Here is a 20,751-nt window from a genome sequence, read left to right on the forward strand (position 1 = left end):
AGCACGGCGCGTTTCGGGGTGGATTGCTCGCCATCAAGCGTCTATTGCGCTGCCACCCTTGGGGGGGACACGGGTACGACCCTGTGCCTTGAAGGTCCGGGCGGTATGCCTATTTGAGGCAGATAAAGGGTTCTAGGGAAGCTTCGTGGAAAACCAGCGTAATCTCATCCTCGCGGTCGTGCTGTGCGCGCTGCTTCTCTTCGGCTGGGATTCGGCCGTCACCTACTTCTATCCGCACGCGAACAAGCCGGTGGTTGCCGCCGCCAGCCCGTCGCCAGCCGCAGGTGGCACTCCGACGCGTGAAGGCGGACTGATGAATGCGGCCGACCGCGCCGCCGAAGTGCGCGATCTCAAGTCTGCGCTCGCCGCACCGGGCCGCATTGCCATTGCCGCGCCGGGCCTGTCGGGTTCGATCAACCCCGCCGGCGCGCTGCTCGACGATCTCGTCACCGTGCGGCACAAGAATGTCGAGCTGACCGGGCCGGAGCGCATCTTCTCGCCCGTCGGTACGCCGGCTGAACACTATGCCCAGATCGGCTGGGATGGCCAGAATGTTGAGATTCCCGCGCCGAACACGCTGTGGGCCGCGCCCGCTGGCGCGAAGCTGACGCCGGAAACGCCGGTCACGCTGACCTGGACCAATGCCGCAGGCCTGGTGTTCGAGATCACGTACGCGATCGACAAGGACTACATGATCACCGCCAACGCGAAGGTTGCCAACCGCGGCACCGCGCCGGTCACGGTCACGCCTTTCGCCCGCCTTGGCCGCACCAAGAAGACCGCCAGCCTTGATACGTGGAATATCCATTCGGGTCCGTTCGGCGCGTTTGATGAAAAGGTCTCATTCGGCACCAATTACGACGATATCAACGAGCTTCCTGGAGCGGTGCAGGTCAACGAGGGCAAGACCGACTGGATCGGCTTCACCGATATCTACTGGATGTCGGCGCTGGTCCCCGGCAGCCCCACCGCCTCGAGCAATTACCGCGCAATCGGCGGTGATCTCTATCAGGCCAACATGTTCTACCAGCCTGTCGCCGTGGCCCCCGGCCAGTCTGCCGGCACCAGCACCCGCCTGTTCGCAGGCGCGAAGGAAGGCGACGTGCTGTCCGCCTACCAGAAGACCGGCATCGCCAATTTCAGTCTGGCGATCGACTGGGGCTGGTTCCGCTGGTTTGAAGAACCGATCTTCTGGCTGCTCAAGAAGCTGTTCTCGATCGCCGGCAACTTCGGTGTCGCCATCATCCTGCTGACCCTGATCGTGCGCGGCATCATGTTCCCGGTCGCCCAGCGCCAGTTCTCCTCGATGGCGGCGATGAAGGCGATCCAGCCGAAGATGAAGGCCCTGCAGGAACGCTTCAAGGACGACAAGCAGGCGCTCCAGCAGGAAACGATGAAGCTGTACAAGAGCGAGGGCGTCAACCCGCTTGGCGGCTGCCTGCCGATCTTCCTGCAGATCCCGATCTTCTTCGCACTCTACAAGACGCTGACGCTCGCGGTGGAAATGCGCCACCAGCCGTTCGTGCTGTGGATCAAGGATCTGTCCGCGCCCGATCCCGCGCACATCCTCAACCTGTTTGGTGTGCTGCCGTTCACCGTGCCGGCCTTCCTTGGCATCGGCGTGCTCGCAGTGCTGCTCGGCGTGACGATGTGGCTGCAGTTCAAGCTCAACCCCTCGTCGCCCGATCCGGTGCAACAGCAGGTGTTTGGCATTATGCCGTGGCTGATGATGTTCATCATGGCGCCGTTTGCCGCCGGCCTGCTGATCTACTGGATCACCTCGAACTTGCTGACCATCGCCCAGCAGAAGTACCTTTACGCCCGCCATCCGCAGATGAAGGCACTGGTCGACAAGGAACGTGCGGACGTGGCAGCGGCGAAGAAGACCGCGAAGTGAGCGACGACGACGACTACACGGAACTGGCAGCGGAAGCTGGCCGGCTGTTCTCGGGCCGGGTGGAGTTCCTGCTCTCCGCCCCGTCGCTGCAGTTCCTGCCCGAGCCGACCGTGCCGGAAGTGGCCTTTTGCGGCCGTTCGAATGTGGGCAAGAGCTCGCTGCTCAACGCGCTCACGGGTCGGCGCTCGCTGGCGCGCACCTCGGTAACGCCGGGGCGCACGCAGGAGCTCAACTTCTTCGAAGTGGGCGAGCCGACGCAGTTCCGCCTGGTCGACATGCCTGGTTACGGCTTTGCCAAGGCACCGCCCGCCGTGGTTGAGAAGTGGCGCCGCATGGTCCGCGATTTCCTGCGCGGGCGCGTGGTGCTGAAGCGCAATCTGGTGCTGATCGATTCGCGCCACGGGGTAAAGCCGGTCGATGTCGAGATGATGAAGATGCTCGATGAATCCGCCGTCGGTTACCGTGTCGTGCTGACCAAGGCTGACAAGATCAAGGCGAGCGAGCTGGACGCCGTGCTCGTTTCCACCACGGCCGAGGCGCGCAAGCATTCCGCCGCCTATCCGGTCATCCACGTCACCAGCGCCGAAAAGGGCATGGGCATTGACGAGCTGCGCGCTGCAGTTCTGGCCGACGCGCGTTTGTAAACTCTATGTAACCATAAGGTTAACTACGTTGCCAAGCTGTGGAAACTGTGGCGTCCTGTCGCTTCGGTCCTTGACGTAAGCGCGAATCATAAAAACGCGACATCGTTTTTGGGGCCCAACGACACGGGGGTTGTCGATGGGAGTCGTAGAATTTGCCCGGCGCGATCCTGCGCCGGCGGACGTCAGTATTGAAGGTGAACATCCGCGCCGTGTGGTGGCTGATGTCGCACGGCGGCCGCATCACTTCGAACAGGTCATCACGGTCGCCAATGAAAAGGGCGGAGCGGGCAAGACTACGCTGGCCGCGCATATCGCGGTGTCGCTCGCATCTGCCGGCTATCGCGTTCTGGCCATTGACCTGGATCGCCGCCAGCGCTCGCTGTCGCGCTTCTTCGCCTCGCGCGATGCCACGGCTCGGCGGCTGGGCGTGGGCTTGCCGATGGTCCGCCACATCGTGCTCAATCAGACCAGCGGCGCGATGCTGTTCCAGGAAATCGCCCGCGCCGGACCCGATTGCCAAGTCGTGGTGATCGACGCGCCGGGCGCCGATTCGCCCATCGTGCGCCGTGCCATCGCCATGGCTGACAAGCTGGTTACCCCGGTGAACCTGTCGTTCGTTGATCTTGACCTGCTGGCGCACCTCAATCCGGTGACGCAGGATTTCGTCTCCGCCGGTTGCTTTGCCGAGGCAGTGCAGGCTCTGGCCGAAACGCGCGCCGAAATGGGCTTGGCGGCAACCGACTGGATCGTCGTGCCCAACCGGGTTCGCGGCGGTGCCGGCGGCAAGATGGGGGAGGCCTGCCTTGCCGCGCTCGGCCGGATTTCGCCGCGCGTCGGCTTCCGGATCGGTTCCGGGATGACCGAACGCGCCGCGTACCGCGACCTGCAATTGCTCGGGCTCACCCAGCTCGACCTGCAGCATATTCCCAGCCTGCCGCGCGCCCACACGGTTGCGCGCAAGGAAATCCTGCGGCTTCACGGCGAATTGCAGCTTGATGCACCGGGGCAGGTGAGGGTGCGCAAGGCCGGGCTCGTACCTGCCTGAACCCTACGGTTACTTGGCGAACAGCTGCCCGATATCGGCGAAGGCCTTGATTTCTATGGCATTGCCTGAAGGATCGCGGAAGAACATCGTCGCCTGTTCGCCGACTTCGCCCTTGAAGCGCACATAGGGCTCGATCGCGAAGACCACGCCGGCTGCGCGCAGCCGATCAGCCAGCGCGTGCCATTCATCCATCGGCAGGACGAGGCCGAAATGCGGCACCGGCACGCCGTGCCCGTCAACCGGGTTGGCCCCGGCGTCCTGCGACCGCTCGCCAACGCAATGCGCGACGAGCTGGTGCCCGTGAAAGTTGAAGTCGATCCACTGGTCGCTGCTCCGCCCCTCCGCGCAGCCCATCACGCCGCCCCAGAAAGCGCGGGCCTCGGCCAGATCGCGGACGGGAAAGGCGAGGTGGAATGGGGGCAAGCTCATGGCGCAAGAACTAACCGTTCAGCCTCGACACTGTCAAACTGAACGGCTAACTTGGGGCCATGAAGCTGATCATTGGTAACAAGAACTATTCGAGCTGGTCGCTGCGCGGCTGGCTGGCGGCGAAGCAATCGGGGCTGGGGTTCGAGGAAATCGTCGTCCCCATCCATACCGATGACTGGTCCGAACAGAAAAAGGCGATGGGCGAAGTCGCCCCCAGCCACGGCAAGGTGCCGGTGCTGTGGGACGGTGATGCCGTGGTTTGGGACAGTCTGGCGATCATCGATTACCTCGCCGACAAGGTCGGGCGTGACCGCTTCTGGCCCAAGGCTGACGATGCCCGCGCCATGGCCCGGTCGATGGTCGCAGAAATGCATTCGAGCTTTCAGGCGCTGCGCACGCAATGCCCGATGAACGTGCGGCGCCGGGTTGAAGGCGCCAAGCTCGATGATGCCGCCCGCGCCGATGTCGTCCGCGTGCTGACGCTCTGGGCCGAAGCGCGGGCGCGCTTTGGCAAGGGCGGGCCGTTCCTGTTCGGAACCTTTTGCGCCGCCGATATCTTCTATGCCCCGGTGGTCAGCCGCTTTATCACTTATGGCGTCGGCGTGCCCGGCTTCGCGCAGGCCTATATGGAAGCGGTTTGGGAGCACGAATGGCTGCAAGCATGGGTCCACGCCGCCGAGGCGGAGGACTGGGTGATCGAACAGTACGAGGTTCCCGCGAAGTGACTTTCTCCAGAATGATCAAGCACCTGTCCGCCATTCTTGCCATGCTGTCGCTGGCATGGGCGCCAGCCGCCATGGCCTGGGGCGAATATGGCCACCACACCACGGGGTCGGTCGCCTGGGCCAATATCAAGCCCGAGACCAAGGCCGCGATCCGCCAGTTGCTCAAGTCCGAAAAGGCGCTGGGCACGCCCAAGTGCCGCGTGCGCAGCATCGAGGAAGCGAGCTACTGGCCCGACTGCATCCGCAGCCTTGCCTGGCGCTATGCCTATACCTTCCCGTGGCATTACCAGACCGAGCCGGTGTGCAAGGCCTATGACCCCAAGTCGAACTGCGCCAACGGCAATTGCGTAACTGGCCAGATCGAACGCAGCCGCAAGGTGTTGGCCGACAAGAACCTGCCCGATGCCGTGCGGCTGGAGGCTTTCGTCTTCCTCGTGCACTTCACTGGCGACGTGCACATGCCGCTGCATTCGGGTGACAACTTCGATCAGGGCGGTAACGCCGTGAAAGCCAATTACGGCGATGCACCGGTGTGGAACCTGCATGGACTGTGGGACGGGCAGCAGGCTGAACGCTCGATTTCTTCCGCCACACCGCCGCTGGTGCGCCGTTATTCGCCGGAAGAGCGCGCCGCGCTGTCGGGTGGCGACACCGCTGACTGGGGCCGCGAAAGCCACGAACTCGCGCGCCGCGTCTACACCCGCGCCTTCGGCTTCGACCCTTGCGAGGGCAAGGCGCCGGAGAAGATCACCTGGTCGAACGAGGCCATCGTGGAGTTCATCCCCGATGCTCAGCGGCGCATTTCGCAGGCCGGGTTGCGGTTGGCCGACATGCTCGACGGGGCTTTGGCGACGAACTGACCCCTCCGCACATCGTCATCCTGAACTTGTTTCAGGATCCATCGGGCCGCATGTCCGGCGTCGTGAATAGGTTCGCAACTGAGCCTTGGGCGCTCTCCGGATTACTCCGTTTGGGAGGCGAAATGGATCCTGAAACAAGTTCAGGATGATGCTTATAGAGGCGGGGCTTACGCCATCCGTTCCGTCGGATAGGGCGTCCCGTCCTTATGCCGAAACGCGCCGTCTTCGGTCCACATCATGTCGATATCGGGATAGGAACCGCCCAGATCCGGCCCGGCGCTGACCGCCAGGAAGCTACAATCCGCATTGCTTTCGTTGATCAGGTGATGGCCGTTCTCCACGTCCCTCGGCCAGGCGCAGATGTCGCCGGGCCTGAGTACGGTCCGCCCATCATCCTCAACTAGAACGGCTTCCCCTGACAGCATGATCAGCAATTCGTCCTCGCCCATGTGCCAGTGGCGCTGCGATGACCAGCCGCCGGGCTTCAGCACAACGTGGCTCGCGCCCATGTGGCTGAGGCCAGTAGCTGACGCAATCCGGCGGAAATGACGGCCCGCGACATCCGCGTTGAACGGCGCTGGATAGCCGGTGGTGTTCCTCTGCTCGATGGCCTCAAGGTCGATTTTCGGCATGGTGCTGTATTCCCTCCGCTCCTCTGCACAGGCTGCACCAATCCTCGGCCATTTCCAAGCCGCGCGAAACGCGATAAGCGCGCCGGCATGATCGATGTCGTCCAACTCGCCGAAGAACTGATCGCCTGCCCCAGCGTCACCCCGGCGACAGGCAAGGTGTTCGATTGCCTCGAAGCGCGGCTGCGCCCGCTCGGCTTCGAAGTGCACCGCAAAGTCAGCGGCGATGCCCCTGATGGCCCGGTCGAAAACCTCTTCGCCATCCGCAAGGGGCCCAAGGGCAGCCGCCACTTTGCCTTTGCCGGCCACCTTGATGTCGTGCCGCCGGGCGAGGGCTGGACCTCCGGCCCATTCCTTCCCGAACGGCGCGGCGAACTGCTTTACGGACGCGGCGCGGTCGACATGAAGGGCGCGATTGCCGCGATGATCGCCGCCGCCGAGAAGGTGCCGGCCGATGCCGGTACGCTCAGCATGATCCTCACCGGTGACGAGGAAGGTCCGGCGAAATACGGCACGCTGGCGCTGATGGACACGATGCAGGAACTGGGCGCAATTCCCGACCTGTGCCTCGTCGGCGAACCCACATCCAGCGCCCGGCTGGGCGACACGATGAAGATCGGCCGGCGCGGCTCGGTCAACGTGTGGCTCGAAGTCGAAGGCCGCGAAGGCCATGTCGCCTATCCGCACCTCGCCGACAATCCCGCGCCGCGGCTGGTCGCCATGCTGGCAGAACTCGACGCGCTGGTGCTGGATGACGGCACCGAGTGGTTCCAGGCATCGAACCTTGAAATTACCGACATCGCCATTGGCAACCCCGCGACCAATGTCATCCCGCCCAAGGCCAGCGCGCGCATCTCGATCCGCTTCAACGCGCTGCACACCGGGCAGGACCTCGCCGACCGGGTGAGCGCGATTGCCGCGCGGCATGGTGGTACGGCGCGTGCCGTTATCTCGGGCGAGGCCTTCATCACTTTGCCGGGGGACTTCTCCGCGATGATCGCCGATGCTGTGAAGGCTGAAATCGGTATCGAACCTGAAGCCAGCACCACGGGCGGCACCTCCGACGCGCGGTTCCTCAAGAACCTGTGCCCGGTGATCGAATTCGGCCTTTGCAACGCGACGATGCACAAGCGTGACGAGGCCGTGGCGATTGCTGATCTGGACGCGCTGGCGCGGATCTATGCGCGCGTGGCTGAAGCGGCACTGGCGTACTGACGGAGGGGTATTGCGGCGAGGGCGGAAAGCCCCTCCGTCTGGCCCTGAAGGGCCATCCACCTCCCCATTTGTGCCATTCGGCAAAAATGGAGAGGATCGTTCACCTGCCGCCTTGCCTCGCCCGTCCACCCTGTTAGTCTCTCCCGCAACAATATTTCACGCGGGGAACTGGGCGCATGGATCGGCGGCTTACTTTATACATTCTGCTCGGCATGCTGCTCGGCGTCATCGTCGGGCAGACGTTACACGTGCTGGTCGATGCGGCGACGATCAAGGCGGAAATCGCGCCCTGGCTCAAGCTGCTCTCCGACATTTTCCTCAATCTGATCAAGCTGCTGGTGGCGCCGCTGGTGCTCTCCACCATCGTCGTCGGCATTGCCCACATGGGTGATAGCACGGCACTGGGCCGCATCGGCGTGCGGGCGCTGGCGTGGTTCATCACCGCCAGCCTGATCTCGATCGGGCTGGGCCTGATCATGGTCAACCTGCTCAAGCCGGGCGTCGGCGCACCCATCCCCGATGTTGCCGCCGCCGCCAAGGCCGTGGGCGAGGTCAAGCACCTCAACGCACCTGAATTCATCCTCTCGATCTTCCCCAAGAACGCCTTCGACGCGATGGCGACGAACAACATCCTGCAGATCCTGGTGTTCTCGATCTTCGCCGGCGTGGCGCTCTCTGCCATCGGCGAAAAGGGCAAGCCACTCGTGCGCGGCGCCGATGCGCTGGCGGAAATGATGCTGCAGATCACCGGCTACGTGATGCGTTATGCGCCGATCGCGGTGTTCGGCGCGCTGGCCAATGTGGTCGGGGCGAGCGGGCTGGAAATCCTCAAGACCTACCTTGAGCTGCTGATCGAATTCTACCTCAGCCTCGCCCTGCTGTGGATGATCCTGCTGGGCATCGGCGCGATTTTCCTCGGCAAGCGCATCTTCACGCTGATACGCTACATCCGCCAGCCGATGATGATCGCCTTCTCGACCGCGTCGAGCGAGGCGGCGCTGCCCAAGATGTTCGAACAGCTTGACCGCTTCGGCGTGCCGCGCCGCATTTCGGGCTTCATGCTGCCGCTGGGCTACTCGTTCAACCTCGACGGTTCGATGATGTACATGAGCTTCGCGACGATCTTCATCGCGCAGGCCTATGGCATCCATTTGCCGATCGCGACGCAAATCATGATCCTGCTGACGTTGATGATCAGCTCAAAAGGCATCGCCGCCGTGCCGCGCGCCAGCCTCGTGGTGATCACTGGCACGCTGGCCATGTTCGGCCTGCCGGTTGAGGGCGTGGCGATCATCCTCGCCATCGACCAGTTCCTCGACATGGGCCGCACCGCGACCAACGTGGTCGGCAATGCCGTGGCGACGTCGGTGATCACCAAGTGGGAAGGCATGCTCGAGCCCGAGGAAGGTGAATTCGTCGAACACCCGCATGCCCCGGCGCATACGGCGGCGGATGGCCGGGCGGGGCTGGAGCTGGATCCGACGAACTTCAAGTAAGGGGTTTGGGCTCGCGCAGAGATCGCAGAGGCCGCAGAGAAGCTGTGCTTTCGGCGGAGCCGCCTTGTATGCCTCTTGCTTGCGACTGACCGATCCTGTGGGCGATTAGGAAGCCTTCGGCTTTCCGCCATACCTTTGCGCCCTCTGCGGTCTCTGCGCGAGAATGCTATTTCTTCTCCAGCACTTTCGCCTTGAAGCTGCAAAGATCCACCACCGGACAGCGCCAGCATTCGGGCGTTCTAGCCTTGCAGACATAGCGGCCGTGCAGGATCAGCCAGTGGTGCGCGCCCATGCGGAAGGGGGCGGGGACGCGCTTTTCCAGTTTGGCTTCGACCTGATCGGGGTTCTTGCCCTTGCCAAGGCCGGTGCGGTTGCCGACGCGGAAGATGTGGGTGTCGACTGCAAAGGTTTCCTGCCCGAACCAGCAGTTGAGCACGACATTGGCGGTCTTGCGGCCGACGCCGGGCAGCCGCACCAGTTCTTCGCGGGTTGAGGGAACCTCGCCGCCGAATTCATCGACCAGCAACTGGCTGAGCGCGATGACGTTCTTGGCCTTGGTGTTGAACAGCCCGATGGTCTTGATGTGCTCGCGCAAGCCCTCCTCGCCCAGGTCGAGCATCTGCTGCGGCGTCTGCACCGCGCGGAACAGCGCGCGGGTCGCCTTGTTTACGCCGACATCGGTCGCTTGCGCCGAAAGTGCCACCGCGACGACGAGCTGGTAGGCATTGCCGAACAGCAACTCTGTTTCGGGCGAGGGGTTTGCTTCGGCAAGGCGGCGGAAGAATTCGAAGATCTGATCGCGGGTCACGCTTTGCCCATGGCCTTCGCAACGTGAAGTGTGTTGGCATATTGCTGGAAGGCCACGGCCTTGCCGCCGCTCAGCCGCCAGACGTGGGCCATCTGCGTCCGCTGCGGCCGTCCGGTAGTCTTGAAGGTGCCGCCGTAATGACCTAGCGCGATCACCGTATCTCCGGCATCCAGCAATTCGTCGATTTCGACGCTGAAGCCATCCCATTCACCGATGCAGCGCGCAAAGACGCCCTCGGCAACTGCCTGCGGACCGACATAGGGATTGCCATCGGCATAGGGAAAATCGTCGGCTTCATTCCAGACGATATCCGGGCTCATGCCGCCAAGGACGCCGCCAACATCGCCCACTGCAAAGGCATCGTAGATCGCGCGGATCGCCGCCACATTGTCTTGAGCCATGTCCATTCTCCCCTGTTGATTGCTAGAGCCCGAGAACCTCGCCCATCGCGTAGCGCCCGGCGGGCTTGCCGATCAGCCACTGCGCCGCCTTCACCGCGCCGGCGGCGAAGATCATGCGGTCTTCGGCAAGATGAGAAAGGGCGATGCGTTCGTGATCGCCGAACAGGTTCACGGTGTGGTCGCCGGGGGCGGTGCCGCCGCGCAGGCTCGCAAAGCCGATCGCGCCGGGCTGCCTCGCGCCGGTGATCCCGTCGCGCCCGCGTTCGGACACGGCGGTCAGGTCCACGCCGCGGCCCTGTGCGGCGGCCTGGCCAAGCAGCAGCGCGGTGCCCGATGGCGCGTCGACCTTCATGCGGTGGTGCGTCTCGACGATCTCGATATCCCAGTCATCGCCCAGCCGCGCGGCGGCTTCGCGCACCAGCCATGCCAGCAGCGTCACGCCGAGCGAGGTGTTGCCGGTCTGCAAGACGGCGGTGTTGTTCGCGGCGCTGTCGCAGAGGAAGTGGTGGCGCTCTTCAAGGCCGGTGGTGCCGACGACGATGGGAATGCCAGCCTCCGCCGCCGCATCAAGGTTCGCCTCAAGCGCGTGGGGGCTGGAGAAATCGACCAGCACGTCGCTGACGCGGGCCAGCGCGAGGGCATCGCCGCCCTTGTCGATCCCGCCGGACATCGTCTCACCCTTTGCCGCGATGGCGCGCGCAAGTGCCTGCCCCATGCGTCCTTCGCTACCGATAATGCCGATGCGTGCCATGCCAACTCCACAAAGGACCGTCATGCTGAACTTGTTTCAGCATCCATCGTGCCCCACACTCGGACCTGTCCTTGGGGCACAATGGACCCTGAAACAAGTTCAGGGTGACGAGGGAAAGAGGTTCGAGTGTCGGAAATCCGCAATATCGTGATCCTCACCGGTGCAGGCGTATCCGCCGAAAGCGGGATCGACACGTTCCGCGATGGCGGCGGACTGTGGGAGCAGCACCGGGTGGAGGACGTTGCCACGCCCGAGGCTTTTGCTCGCGATCCGAACCTTGTCCACCGCTTCTACGACATGCGCCGCGCTGCGATTCAGACCAAGGTGCCGAACGAGGCGCACATGGCGCTCGCGCGGCTGGATGCCGAGTGGCAGGGCGAACTGCTGATCGTCACGCAGAACGTCGATGACTTGCACGAGCGTGCCGGTAATAGTTTTGGGGGCGCGCGGCGCGTGCTGCATATGCACGGCGAGCACCTCAACGCCTGGTGCACCGCCTGCGATTCGCGGCCGCGCTGGACCGGGCCGCTGTTCGACCGGCCGCCGTGCCCGGCCTGCGGGTCGCGCGCGCTGCGGCCCGATGTCGTGTGGTTTGGCGAGATGCCCTATCGCATGAACGAGATCTATGCGGCGCTGCGTGAGGCGGATATGTTCGTCTCGATCGGCACGTCTGGCGCGGTCTATCCGGCCGCCGGTTTCGTGCAGTCGGCGCGCGATCTGGGGGCGCAGACGCTGGAACTGAACCTCGAACGCTCGCAGGGATCGCAGTGGTTCCACGAAACGCGGCTCGGCCCCGCGAGCGAGGTCGTGCCGGCCTGGGTGGAGGAGATGCTGGGATGAGCGAACACAACGGAACGTGCCACTGCGGCGCGGTGACGATCACGATTGACGATACGCCCACCGAAGTGGCGGAGTGCAATTGCTCGATCTGCCGGCGGCTGGGTACGCTGTGGCACTACGGGCCGCGCGCCAGCGTGCGCGTGACGGGTGAACTGGCGGGCTATGTGCAGGGGGACTGCATGCTCACCACCTGGCGCTGCACGAATTGCGGCTGCGTGACGCACTGGACGGCGATTGATGACACTTATGACCGCACCGGCGTGAACATCCGCATGTTCGATCCCTCGCTGTGGCAGGACCTGCCGCGCAGGTTCGTCGACGGGGCGAGTTACTGAGCGAACTACTAACCTTCGTCATTCCCGCGCAGGCGGGAACCCAACTCCCGATCTCGCCTTCCGGCGATACGTTGCATGGTTTCGCAACCGGCGGAGATGGGTTCGCGCCTGCGCGGGAATGACGAGGGCAAGTTTTAACTCTCTGCGCCCCCGCGCAGGCGGGGGCCTCAGGAGGGGATGCGCGACACTGAGGTCGTGGGCCAAGGCCTGAGGTCCCCGCCTGTGCGGGGACACTCGTGACCTGTGTTTACACCGCTTCGGCGTGCTTCTTGAACATCGCGTTGACATCGCCCGAGGTGATCGCGCGCTGCTTGTCGGACTGGTTTTCCGGAGCGGCACCGCCGGTGCTCTTGACCGTGGTGTCGACACCGTTGGCCGCAGCCCGGGCGCGCAGGGCCTTTACCGTCAGGTCTTCCTTGGCATGGTGCGCGAAAGGATCGAAGCGGTAGAGCTTCATCGCGTTCTTGTGGGTGATCTTGTCGATCACATCGTCGGACAGCTGGTTGACCGAGCGCCACAGCACTTCGGGAGCATGCGGCCACGGCGCGTCGGAGTGGGGGTAATCCACTTCGTAGCAGACCTTGTCCTCACCCAGTGCGTCAAGGTTGCGGCAGCCATAGGCGTCGTCGATGAAGCACGAATAGAAGTGTTCGTGATAGACGTCCGACGGCTTCTTGCCCTTCAGGTAGCTGTCCGAATGGGTCCAGGCCTTGTGCTGTTCGTTGGCATAGTCGGCGCGTTCGAGCAGGTAGGGAATCCAGCCGATGCCGCTTTCCGACATGGCGATCTTCAGCGGATAGCGCTGCAGCGCCTCAAGGTGCAGCCAGTCGGACAGGCCGATCGAGACCGACATCGGCATGGTCGTGATCCATGCCTCGATCGGCGATTCATCAGTGGCGTGGGGGCTGGGGTTGCCCGCACCGATGTGCAGGTTGATCGTCATGTCGGTATCGGCGCAGGCCTTCCACAGCGGCTCCCAATGGGCGTTGTGGATTGAAGGCAGGCCGCGCTTGGTCGGGTTCTCGTTGAACGAGACCGAGGTGCAGCCCTGCTTGGCGAGACGGTGGATTTCGGCGACCGTGGCATCGATGTCCCAAGCCGGCAGGATGCCGTTCATGATGAAGCGGCCGGGGTGGGCCTGGCACCACTGATACCAGTGATAATCGTTATAGGCCTGCACGTGCTGGACGGCATAGGTCTTGTCCGGCGCGTTGCAGAACATCAGCCCGTCGAGGCCGATCAGGGTGCCGAAGTTGAGGCTGGCGGCGATGCCGTTGACATCCATGTCATCGACGCGGGCGGCCGGGTCCCAGCAGCCCTTGCGCAGCTGGTCGAGGCTGGTCGGCTCCATGCCGTATTCTTCCTTGGGCCGGCCCACGACGCCGTTGAGCGCGACCGAGGCCATTTTCAGGCCCTGATAGTCCCAGTAGTTGGATCCGTTCGACTTTTCCTTGAAGGTCGGGGCGGAAGCGAGCGCGGGTCCGCTGAGGTGGTGGGTGAACAGGTCACCGGGTTCGCTGATGTGATCATCGACGCTGATGATCACCATGTCGTCCATCTTCATTTGTACTCTCCCATCGGCGGCGCGCGCGGCGCTGGCGTTGCATCGGATGGGAGGGTTTTCCTCTCCTCAAGCCCGGCGATCCTTGATGCGAATCAATTGCGGCAGAGGGAAGGGGGATGCCATCGTGACGGCGATGGCTGATGGGGCCTCAGGCCGGATTGCAGCCCCGGCACTCGGGGTCCTTGGGCACGCGGATCGTCCGCATCGAAGGCGCGAGCCCGTCAAACAGCTGGAGCTGGCCCCACTGCGGATCGCCCAGCGCCGCCTTGCCTTCGAGGATGACGCGGATCGCGCTCATCGCGGCGAAAGCGCCGACCATGCCGACCATGGCGCCCAGAACGCCGTCCGCCGCGCAGGTATCACAGTCCTCGGCATCGAAGGCATCGCCCACCCAGCAGCGATAGCAGGCCTGCCCGGGCAGGTGTCCGGCGAAGTTCGCCACTTGTCCCTGAAAGCGGCCCAGCGCAGCGCTGGTCAGCGGCACGCCCAGTGCGGTGCAGGTGTCGGAAACCACCAGGCGAGTCGCGAAGTTGTCACACCCGTCGACTACGACAGTGGCACCCCCCCCGAGGACCCGCGCGGCGTTATCCCCCCCCAAACGCATGATGACCGCGCGGGCCTCAATCTGGGGGTCGAACTTCGCCACCCATTCCGCTGCTGCCTCTGCCTTGGGCCGGCCAATATCGGCGGGGGTAAAGATCGTCTGGCGCTGGAGGTTGCTGGCATCGACCACGTCATCGTCGATCAGCGTCAACCGTCCCACGCCCGCCCCGGCAAGGTATTGCAGCGCCGGCGAGCCGATCCCGCCGCAGCCGACCAGCACGACATGGGCCTCGGTCAGCGCTACCTGCCCCGCGCCGCCGACTTCGGGCAGCACGATGTGGCGGGCGAAACGGTCAAGGCGATCGGGGCTGAGGGTCATCGCCCGTTCGCATAGAGAAGGAAGGCGGAGGCTGCTACCCCTCCATCTGCTCCAGCGTCTTGCCCTTGGTTTCCGTGACCATCTTCAGCACGAACCAGAACGAGATGGCCGCGCAGGTGGCGTAGAAGCCGTAAGCCGTCGCCAGCCCCAGATTCTTGAGCGCCCAAGGGAAGCTGGAGGAAATGGCGAAGTTGGCGCTCCACTGTGCCGCGCCCGCCACGGCCAGCGCAGACCCGCGCATCTGGTTGGGGAACATCTCGCCCAGCAGCACCCACATCACCGGGCCCCACGACAGGTTGAACAGCGCCGCATAGGAAATCGCCGCGACGAAGGCGAGCGTGCCCATTTCCGGCGGCAGCACCAGCTTGCCTTCAATGATCGTGCCTTGCGTGAAGGCGAAAGCCATCAGCCCCAGCGTCACCGCCATGCCCAGCGAACCGATCAGCAGCAGCGGCCTGCGCCCGACCTTGTCGATCAGCATCAGCGCGACAATGCAGGCGCCGACTGAAACGGCATCGTTGATTACCTGCGTGGTGAAGGCCTGCTGCTCGGTAAAGCCGACCGCTTCCCACAGCATGATGCCGTAATAGAACACCACGTTGATGCCGACGAACTGCTGGAACACGGCGAGTCCGATGCCGACCCAGACGATGCGCCGCCACTTGCCGGTCGCGGGATCCTTGAGGTCCTTCATGCTCGGCTGGTGGTCCTTGGCGAGGCTGTCACGGATTTCGCCGGCGATGCGCGGGGCCTCATCGGGTCCGAACAGGCGCGTGAGCACGGCCAGCGCCTCGTCCATGCGGCCCTTGGCGACGAGGAAGCGCGGGCTTTCGGGCACGAACATCAGCGAGATGAGGAACAGCACGGCAGGAACCGCCTGGACCCAGAACATCCAGCGCCAGGCCGGAGCGCCCCAGATCTCGTTCAGCGAGGACCCGGCGAGCCGCTGCAGCATCAGGTTGGACGATGCCGCCCCGAGAAGCCCGGTGATGATCATGATCTGCTGGATCGAGGAGAGCCGCCCGCGCAGGTTGGCCGGGGTCACTTCGGAAATGTAGGCGGGTGACAGCACCGATGCCGCGCCCACCGCCGCGCCGGCCAGGAAGCGCGCCATGGCGAAGGACACCGCGCTATGCGCTGCGCCGGCCCATAGCGCCGAGAGGATGAACAGCACTGCCGCCGAGACCATCACCCAGCGGCGGCCCTTCAGGTCCGCCAGCCGGCCCGCCATGAAGGCGCCAAGTGCGCAGCCGGGCAGCAGCGAACTGGCTGTCAGGCCAAGGTTCGCCTCGTCAAGCCCGAAGGTCGTCGCCAGTCCCTTGGTGGTGCCGTTGATCGCGCCCGAATCATAGCCGAACATGAACCCGCCGAGCGTGGCCACTGCCACGATCAGGAAGATAAAGCCCATGTTCGCCTGTCGCTGTGCCGCCGTCATCCCGTTCCCCTTTTTTGGTCTTGCCAGTTGACTGGCAAAGTCGGGACGGCGCGGCAACCGATAAATTCTCCGCACCAAGCAGAACGCCCGAACCGCAGAGGTCCGGGCGTGCTACCGGTGTCAGCAATTACGCGGGGCGCTGGCCCCGCAGGCCTTACTTCGGCTGGAAGCGGATGCCGCCGTCGAGGCGGATCAGCTGCGCGTTGAGATAGACATTGCGCGCGATTTCAAGCGCCATCGACGCGAATTCATCCGGATGGCCAAGCCGCTTGGGGAAGGGCACGGCCTTTTCGAGGTTCTCGTAAATCGCCGGAGCCTTGGCCTTGACGCCGAGCATCGGCGGGGTGGCGAAGGTGCCGGGCAGGATGGCATTGACGCGCACGCCGACGTCCATCAGGTCGCGCGCCATCGGCAGGACCATGGCGTTGACCGCACCCTTGCCGCCGCCATAGGCGACCTGGCCCATCTGGCCGTCCTGCGATGCGACCGACGAGGTCAGGATGATGCAGCCGCGTTCGCCGTCTTCGTTCAGTGGCGCGGAATTGGCCATGCCGAGCGCGGCGATCGAGGCGACGCGGAAGGAGGCAACGGCGATGCCTTCCATCGACTTGGCGAAGCCTTCGGTATTGGCGCGCTTGTAGCAGTTGTTTTCCTTGTCCCAGCCCACCGTCTTGCCGCCGCCGGCAACCATGGCGCAGTGGACGACAAGGCGTTCCTGGCCGTTGGCCGCGCGCGCCTTGGCAAAGCCGGCCTCGACGCTGTCTTCGTCCATGATGTTGACGTTGCAGAACACGCCGCCAACTTCCTTGGCCAGAGCTTCGCCGACATCTTCGTTGATGTCGAAAATGGCGACCTTGACGCCGGCAGCGGCGAGCGCCTGCACGGTAGCCTTGCCGAGGCCCGAGGAACCGCCGGTGACGACGGCGGCAATGGTGTTGTCGATCTTCATGGGCGTTCCCCTTGATTGCAGATGTCTTTGGTCATGCCCTTACTTGCTGGCGGACCGGTTGCAATGCCGGGGGCGGCAAGATCGTCCGTGCGTGATCGAAAATGATCGGTTCGGGAACTATTTGATTGCATCGACAATCCGTGCTTAGCTTGTCAGACCAATCGAGACGGGGCGCGATTCCCGTCCCCAAAAAGAATTCGAAAGAGGGATGGATATGAAGGCTGGTCGAACCACTGGAACCTTGCGTGCGGCGCTGTTGCTGGCCACGGCCTTTGTCCCGGTAACGGCATTTGCCCAGCAAGCGGCTGAGCGTGCTGGCCAGCCTGCGCTTGAGGACCAGTTCGCCAATCCCCCGCAGTCCGCCCGCCCGCGCGTGTGGTGGCACTGGATGAACGGCAACATCACCAAGGACGGCATCGCCAAGGACATGGCGTGGATGAAGCGCGTCGGCATCGGCGGACTGCAGAACTTCGACGCCAACCTTCAGACCCCGCAAGTGGTCGACAAGCGGCTGGTCTATATGGACGAAGGCTGGAAGGACGCCTTCCGCTTCACCGCGAACGAAGCCGAACGCCACGGTCTGGAACTCGCCATCGCCGCATCGCCGGGCTGGTCGGAAACCGGCGGGCCATGGGTTAAGCCCGAGGACGGCCTGAAGAAGGTCGTCTGGAGCGAGACCGTGGTCGATGGCGGCAAGCCGTTCAAGGGCAAGATCGCCGCCCCGCCGATGGCAACCGGGCCGTTCCAGGGCATGGGCAAGGGCACGTCGATCGACGAGCTGTTGGGTGCCAGCAGCGCGAAAGGCAAGCCCAAGGGGCCGCAGCACTATGCCGATGTGGCCGTGCTGGCATTCCCCTACACGCCGACCGCGCCGATCACTGCCGTGCCGGTGGTGACCGGCGTTGACGGCAAGGTGCTCGACAGCGCTGCCTTCTTCGACGGTGATCTTGGCACTTCTGCAAAGATTGCGCGCGACAAGTCCGGCGATGGGTCGTTGCTGCTGACTTATGACCAGCCGCAGACCGTTTCGGGTGCCACGCTGCTCGTCCCGGGCGGTGCGTTCCAGTTCCTCGGCGCGCTGGTTGAGCCGCGGCTTGAGGTGAGCGACGACGGCAAGGCCTGGCGCAAGATTGCCGACCTGCCGGTGCAGCCGGTGCCCACGACGGCCAGCTTCTCCCCCGTAACCGCCCGCTATTTCCGCGTCGCCATGCCGCCCCGGACGCTGAGCCTTGCCTCGCTCGGCACCTCTCCCGAAGGCGTCGACGGCGGCGGTTATGGCGCACTGGGAGCGGGTTCGAACGCGATGCCGATGAGCGTCGCCGAACTCAGGCTATTCGCCGAACCGCGCGTCGACCGCTATGAAGCCAAGGCCGGGTTCGAACTGGAGCGCGACTATTACAAGCTGAGCGCCGACGTGGCGGATGCCGCCGGCGTTGCGCCGTCATCGGTGATCGACCTGACCTCGCGCCTCAAGGCCGATGGCTCGCTGGACTGGACGCCGCCGAAGGGCAAATGGAAGGTCCTCCGTCTCGGCTCGACGCTGCTCGGCACGACCAACCATCCCGCCCCGCCCGAAGCGACCGGCCTTGAAGTCGACAAGTTCGATGGCCCCGCCGTGCGGCGTTACCTCGAACACTATATCGGCATGTACAAGGACGCCTCGGGCGGCATGGTCGGGGACAAGGGCGTGCGCGCGATCCTGACCGACTCGATCGAGGTTGGCGCGGCCAACTGGACGCCGAAGTTGGTCGACCAGTTCAAGCGCCTGCGCGGTTATGATCCCACGCCGTGGCTGCCGGCGCTGACCGGCACGATTATCGGCAGCCGCGCCGAAAGCGACAAGTTCCTCTATGATTACCGCCGCACGCTCGCCGATCTGATGGCCAGCGAACACTATGGCACGGTCGCCAAGGTGGCGCACGAAAACGGTCTCAAGGTCTATGGCGAGGCGCTGGAAGACAAGCGCCCCTCGCTGGGCGACGACATGGAAATGCGCCGCTATGCCGACGTGCCGATGTCCGCGTTCTGGACCTTCCCGCGCGGCGGAGCCCTGCGCGACACGCTGATAGCCGACATGAAGGGCGCGGCTTCGGTTGCCCACGTGTTCGGCCAGAACATTGTCGCGGCCGAATCGCTGACGGCGGCGATGAACCCGTGGAACTATGCGCCGAATGACTTGCGCCGCATGATCGACATCGAATTCGTCACCGGCGTGAACCGCCCGGTGATCCACACCTCGGTCCACCAGCCGGTCGATGACAAGATCCCGGGCCTGTCGCTGTTCATCTTCGGCCAGTACTTCAACCGGCACGAAAGCTGGGCGGAGATGGCCAAGCCCTGGGTCGATTACATGGCGCGCAATTCCGCCATGTTGCAGGCCGGGCGCAACTTTGCCGACGTTGCTTATTTCTTTGGCGAAGAAGCCCCGCTCACCAGCCTCTATGGCGACGGCCCGATACAGGATGCGCCCCGGACCTACGCTTATGACTTCGTCAATTACGGCGGGCTGACCGATGCCCTGTCGAACGACGGCGCGGAAATCGTCGCCACCGGCGGGGCGCGGTACAAGGCGCTTTACCTTGGCGGATCGACGCAGCGCATGACTCTGTCCGCGCTGAAGCGGCTGGCCGCGCTGGCCGAGGGCGGCGCGACCATCGTTGGCATGAAGCCCACCAGCAGCCCGAGCCTGTCCGACAATACCGCCGAATGGTCGGCGCTGGCCGGCAAACTGTGGGCCGGCGGCGAAGTGACCAAGGTGGGCAAGGGGCAAGTCATCGCCTCGCGCAATATCGAAGGCGCGCTGGCTGGTGCCGGCATCACCTCCGACTTCCGCCATGATGGCGGCGCGGACGTTCGGGTGGAGTTCGTCCACCGCCGGCTGGCCGATGGCGACAGCTATTTCCTCGTCAACCGCAACAACGTGCCGGCCACTATCGAGGCGCGCTTCCGCGTCACCGGCAAGGCGCCCGAACTGTGGGATGCCGAGACGGGCAAGTCCGAGCCGCTCAGCTACCGGATCGAAGGCGGCGAGACCGTGGTGCCGTTGCAGTTCGGCGCGGAAAAGTCGTTCCACGTGGTGTTCCGCAAGGCAGCGCCGGCGGACTCGCTGGCGATCAAGAAGCTCGTTCCGGTCGAACTGGCAACGATTGCCGGCGCCTGGGACGTGGCCTTCCAGCCGGGCCGGGGCGCGCCTGCGGGCACGAAGCTTGCCGCGCTTGAGGGGTTGGAAAAGAACGCTGATCCGGGGATCAAGTACTTCTCCGGCATGGCGACCTATGCCCGCGATTTCACCACGCCCAAGGGCTGGAAGCCGGGGCAGCCGCTTTGGCTTGACCTTGGCGACGTGCGCGAACTGGCTGAAGTGTCGATCAACGGCAAGCTCGCCGGCGCCGCCTGGCATCCGCCTTACCGGGTGGAGATCGGCAGCGCTGTCAAGAAGGGCAAGAACCGGCTCGAAGTGAAGGTGGCAAACCTGTGGGTCAACCGCCTGATCGGTGACCGCCAGCCCGGCGCGACCAAGCTGACGTGGACGGCGATGCCCACCTACAAGCCCGATGCGCCGCTGCGTCCTTCGGGGCTGATCGGGCCGGTCAAGCTGCTGGGGCAGGGCAAGTAAGACGCTGACACAAGCTGTTACAGGACAACGCCGTGGCGGTTGCCGCGCACGTTCAGTTCGTGGAAATGTCGCAGCGCCCAGACGGGCGTGAAGAGTTACGGCGGGGAAAACGATGACGTTCATGAACAAGCCGGGCCGGACCCTTGGCGCGGCACTGGCGGCTCTGGCAGCGGCGATGATCGGAGGCGGC

Annotated in this window: 20 protein-coding genes; 11 read left to right on the plus strand and 9 right to left on the minus strand. The window is 64.4% G+C overall.

The window, feature by feature from the left end:
- The 4 genes from yidD to RMO89_RS04310 form a co-directional block, all read left to right on the plus strand.
- Window positions 1–92: membrane protein insertion efficiency factor YidD (gene yidD, locus RMO89_RS04295; protein WP_310531449.1), on the plus strand; the 92-nt coding region annotated here is incomplete at its 5' end.
- Window positions 93–145: 53 nt separating this feature from the next.
- On the plus strand, window positions 146–1,897 hold the full coding sequence (gene yidC / locus RMO89_RS04300; protein WP_310531423.1) for a membrane protein insertase YidC: 1,752 nt from the start codon (window positions 146–148) through the stop codon (window positions 1,895–1,897).
- Window positions 1,894–2,541, plus strand: a complete 648-nt coding sequence (yihA, locus tag RMO89_RS04305; protein ID WP_310531425.1) for a ribosome biogenesis GTP-binding protein YihA/YsxC — start codon at window positions 1,894–1,896, stop codon at window positions 2,539–2,541. The genes yidC and yihA overlap by 4 nt, the downstream gene beginning before the upstream one ends.
- Window positions 2,542–2,677: 136 nt before the next feature.
- Window positions 2,678–3,586: a division plane positioning ATPase MipZ gene (locus tag RMO89_RS04310; RefSeq protein WP_310531426.1), complete on the plus strand. Its 909-nt coding sequence runs from the start codon at window positions 2,678–2,680 to the stop codon at window positions 3,584–3,586.
- A 9-nt stretch (window positions 3,587–3,595) separates the two neighbouring features.
- Here RMO89_RS04310 and RMO89_RS04315 read toward each other — a convergent pair whose 3' ends face one another.
- Window positions 3,596–4,015 carry a VOC family protein gene (locus RMO89_RS04315; protein ID WP_310531428.1) on the minus strand — a complete coding sequence of 140 codons (420 nt, stop codon included), beginning with the start codon at window positions 4,013–4,015 and terminating at the stop codon, window positions 3,596–3,598.
- Between the two features lie 59 nt (window positions 4,016–4,074).
- On the opposite strand from RMO89_RS04315, the gene RMO89_RS04320 reads away from it, so the two are divergent.
- On the plus strand, window positions 4,075–4,740 hold the full coding sequence (locus tag RMO89_RS04320; protein ID WP_310531429.1) for a glutathione S-transferase family protein: 666 nt from the start codon (window positions 4,075–4,077) through the stop codon (window positions 4,738–4,740).
- A complete protein-coding gene (locus tag RMO89_RS04325; RefSeq protein ID WP_310531430.1) occupies window positions 4,737–5,600 on the plus strand; it encodes a S1/P1 nuclease in 864 nt (287 codons plus the stop codon). The genes RMO89_RS04320 and RMO89_RS04325 overlap by 4 nt, the downstream gene beginning before the upstream one ends.
- A 167-nt stretch (window positions 5,601–5,767) precedes the next feature.
- Here RMO89_RS04325 and RMO89_RS04330 read toward each other — a convergent pair whose 3' ends face one another.
- Window positions 5,768–6,232 carry a cupin domain-containing protein gene (locus RMO89_RS04330; protein WP_310531431.1) on the minus strand — a complete coding sequence of 155 codons (465 nt, stop codon included), beginning with the start codon at window positions 6,230–6,232 and terminating at the stop codon, window positions 5,768–5,770.
- Between the two features lie 87 nt (window positions 6,233–6,319).
- On the opposite strand from RMO89_RS04330, the gene dapE reads away from it, so the two are divergent.
- On the plus strand, window positions 6,320–7,444 hold the full coding sequence (gene dapE / locus RMO89_RS04335) for a succinyl-diaminopimelate desuccinylase (protein ID WP_310531433.1): 1,125 nt from the start codon (window positions 6,320–6,322) through the stop codon (window positions 7,442–7,444).
- A 176-nt stretch (window positions 7,445–7,620) separates the two neighbouring features.
- The gene (locus RMO89_RS04340; RefSeq protein WP_310531434.1) at window positions 7,621–8,940 is read left to right on the plus strand and encodes a dicarboxylate/amino acid:cation symporter; all 1,320 of its coding nucleotides are present in this window, start codon (window positions 7,621–7,623) and stop codon (window positions 8,938–8,940) included.
- A 166-nt stretch (window positions 8,941–9,106) separates the two neighbouring features.
- Here RMO89_RS04340 and nth read toward each other — a convergent pair whose 3' ends face one another.
- From nth to dapB, 3 genes are read right to left on the minus strand one after another with little or no spacing between them, the layout of a single operon-like run.
- Complete coding sequence (nth, locus tag RMO89_RS04345) at window positions 9,107–9,748, minus strand: endonuclease III (RefSeq protein WP_310531435.1); 642 nt, start codon at window positions 9,746–9,748, stop codon at window positions 9,107–9,109.
- A complete protein-coding gene (locus RMO89_RS04350) occupies window positions 9,745–10,149 on the minus strand; it encodes a nuclear transport factor 2 family protein (protein ID WP_310531436.1) in 405 nt (134 codons plus the stop codon). Before RMO89_RS04350 ends, nth begins: the two co-directional genes overlap by 4 nt.
- Before the next feature lie 22 nt (window positions 10,150–10,171).
- A complete protein-coding gene (dapB, locus tag RMO89_RS04355) occupies window positions 10,172–10,900 on the minus strand; it encodes a 4-hydroxy-tetrahydrodipicolinate reductase (RefSeq protein WP_310531437.1) in 729 nt (242 codons plus the stop codon).
- Between the two features lie 126 nt (window positions 10,901–11,026).
- Here dapB and RMO89_RS04360 point away from each other — a divergent pair, with 126 nt between their 5' ends.
- Entirely contained in the window at window positions 11,027–11,740 is a 714-nt protein-coding gene (locus RMO89_RS04360; protein WP_310531438.1) for an NAD-dependent deacylase, read from the plus strand.
- On the plus strand, window positions 11,737–12,075 hold the full coding sequence (locus RMO89_RS04365; RefSeq protein WP_310531439.1) for a GFA family protein: 339 nt from the start codon (window positions 11,737–11,739) through the stop codon (window positions 12,073–12,075). The genes RMO89_RS04360 and RMO89_RS04365 overlap by 4 nt, the downstream gene beginning before the upstream one ends.
- Window positions 12,076–12,322: 247 nt before the next feature.
- Here RMO89_RS04365 and RMO89_RS04370 read toward each other — a convergent pair whose 3' ends face one another.
- The 4 genes from RMO89_RS04370 to RMO89_RS04385 all read right to left on the minus strand — a co-directional run bounded on the left by RMO89_RS04370 (window position 12,323) and on the right by RMO89_RS04385 (window position 16,945).
- Window positions 12,323–13,639 (minus strand): amidohydrolase family protein, encoded by a 1,317-nt coding sequence (locus RMO89_RS04370; protein ID WP_310531441.1) that lies wholly within the window; start codon window positions 13,637–13,639, stop codon window positions 12,323–12,325.
- A 148-nt stretch (window positions 13,640–13,787) separates the two neighbouring features.
- Window positions 13,788–14,561, minus strand: a complete 774-nt coding sequence (locus RMO89_RS04375; RefSeq protein WP_310531442.1) for a HesA/MoeB/ThiF family protein — start codon at window positions 14,559–14,561, stop codon at window positions 13,788–13,790.
- 34 nt (window positions 14,562–14,595) lie between these two features.
- Window positions 14,596–15,996 carry a sugar porter family MFS transporter gene (locus RMO89_RS04380; protein ID WP_310531444.1) on the minus strand — a complete coding sequence of 467 codons (1,401 nt, stop codon included), beginning with the start codon at window positions 15,994–15,996 and terminating at the stop codon, window positions 14,596–14,598.
- A 154-nt stretch (window positions 15,997–16,150) separates the two neighbouring features.
- Window positions 16,151–16,945 (minus strand): SDR family oxidoreductase, encoded by a 795-nt coding sequence (locus RMO89_RS04385; protein WP_310531445.1) that lies wholly within the window; start codon window positions 16,943–16,945, stop codon window positions 16,151–16,153.
- A gap of 214 nt (window positions 16,946–17,159) precedes the next feature.
- On the opposite strand from RMO89_RS04385, the gene RMO89_RS04390 reads away from it, so the two are divergent.
- Window positions 17,160–20,561, plus strand: coding sequence for a glycosyl hydrolase (locus tag RMO89_RS04390; RefSeq protein WP_310531447.1), 3,402 nt, complete (start codon window positions 17,160–17,162; stop codon window positions 20,559–20,561).
- Window positions 20,562–20,751: the final 190 nt, after the last annotated feature.

It is taken from the genome of Novosphingobium sp. (assembly GCF_031424035.1).
Lineage (GTDB): Bacteria > Pseudomonadota > Alphaproteobacteria > Sphingomonadales > Sphingomonadaceae > Novosphingobium.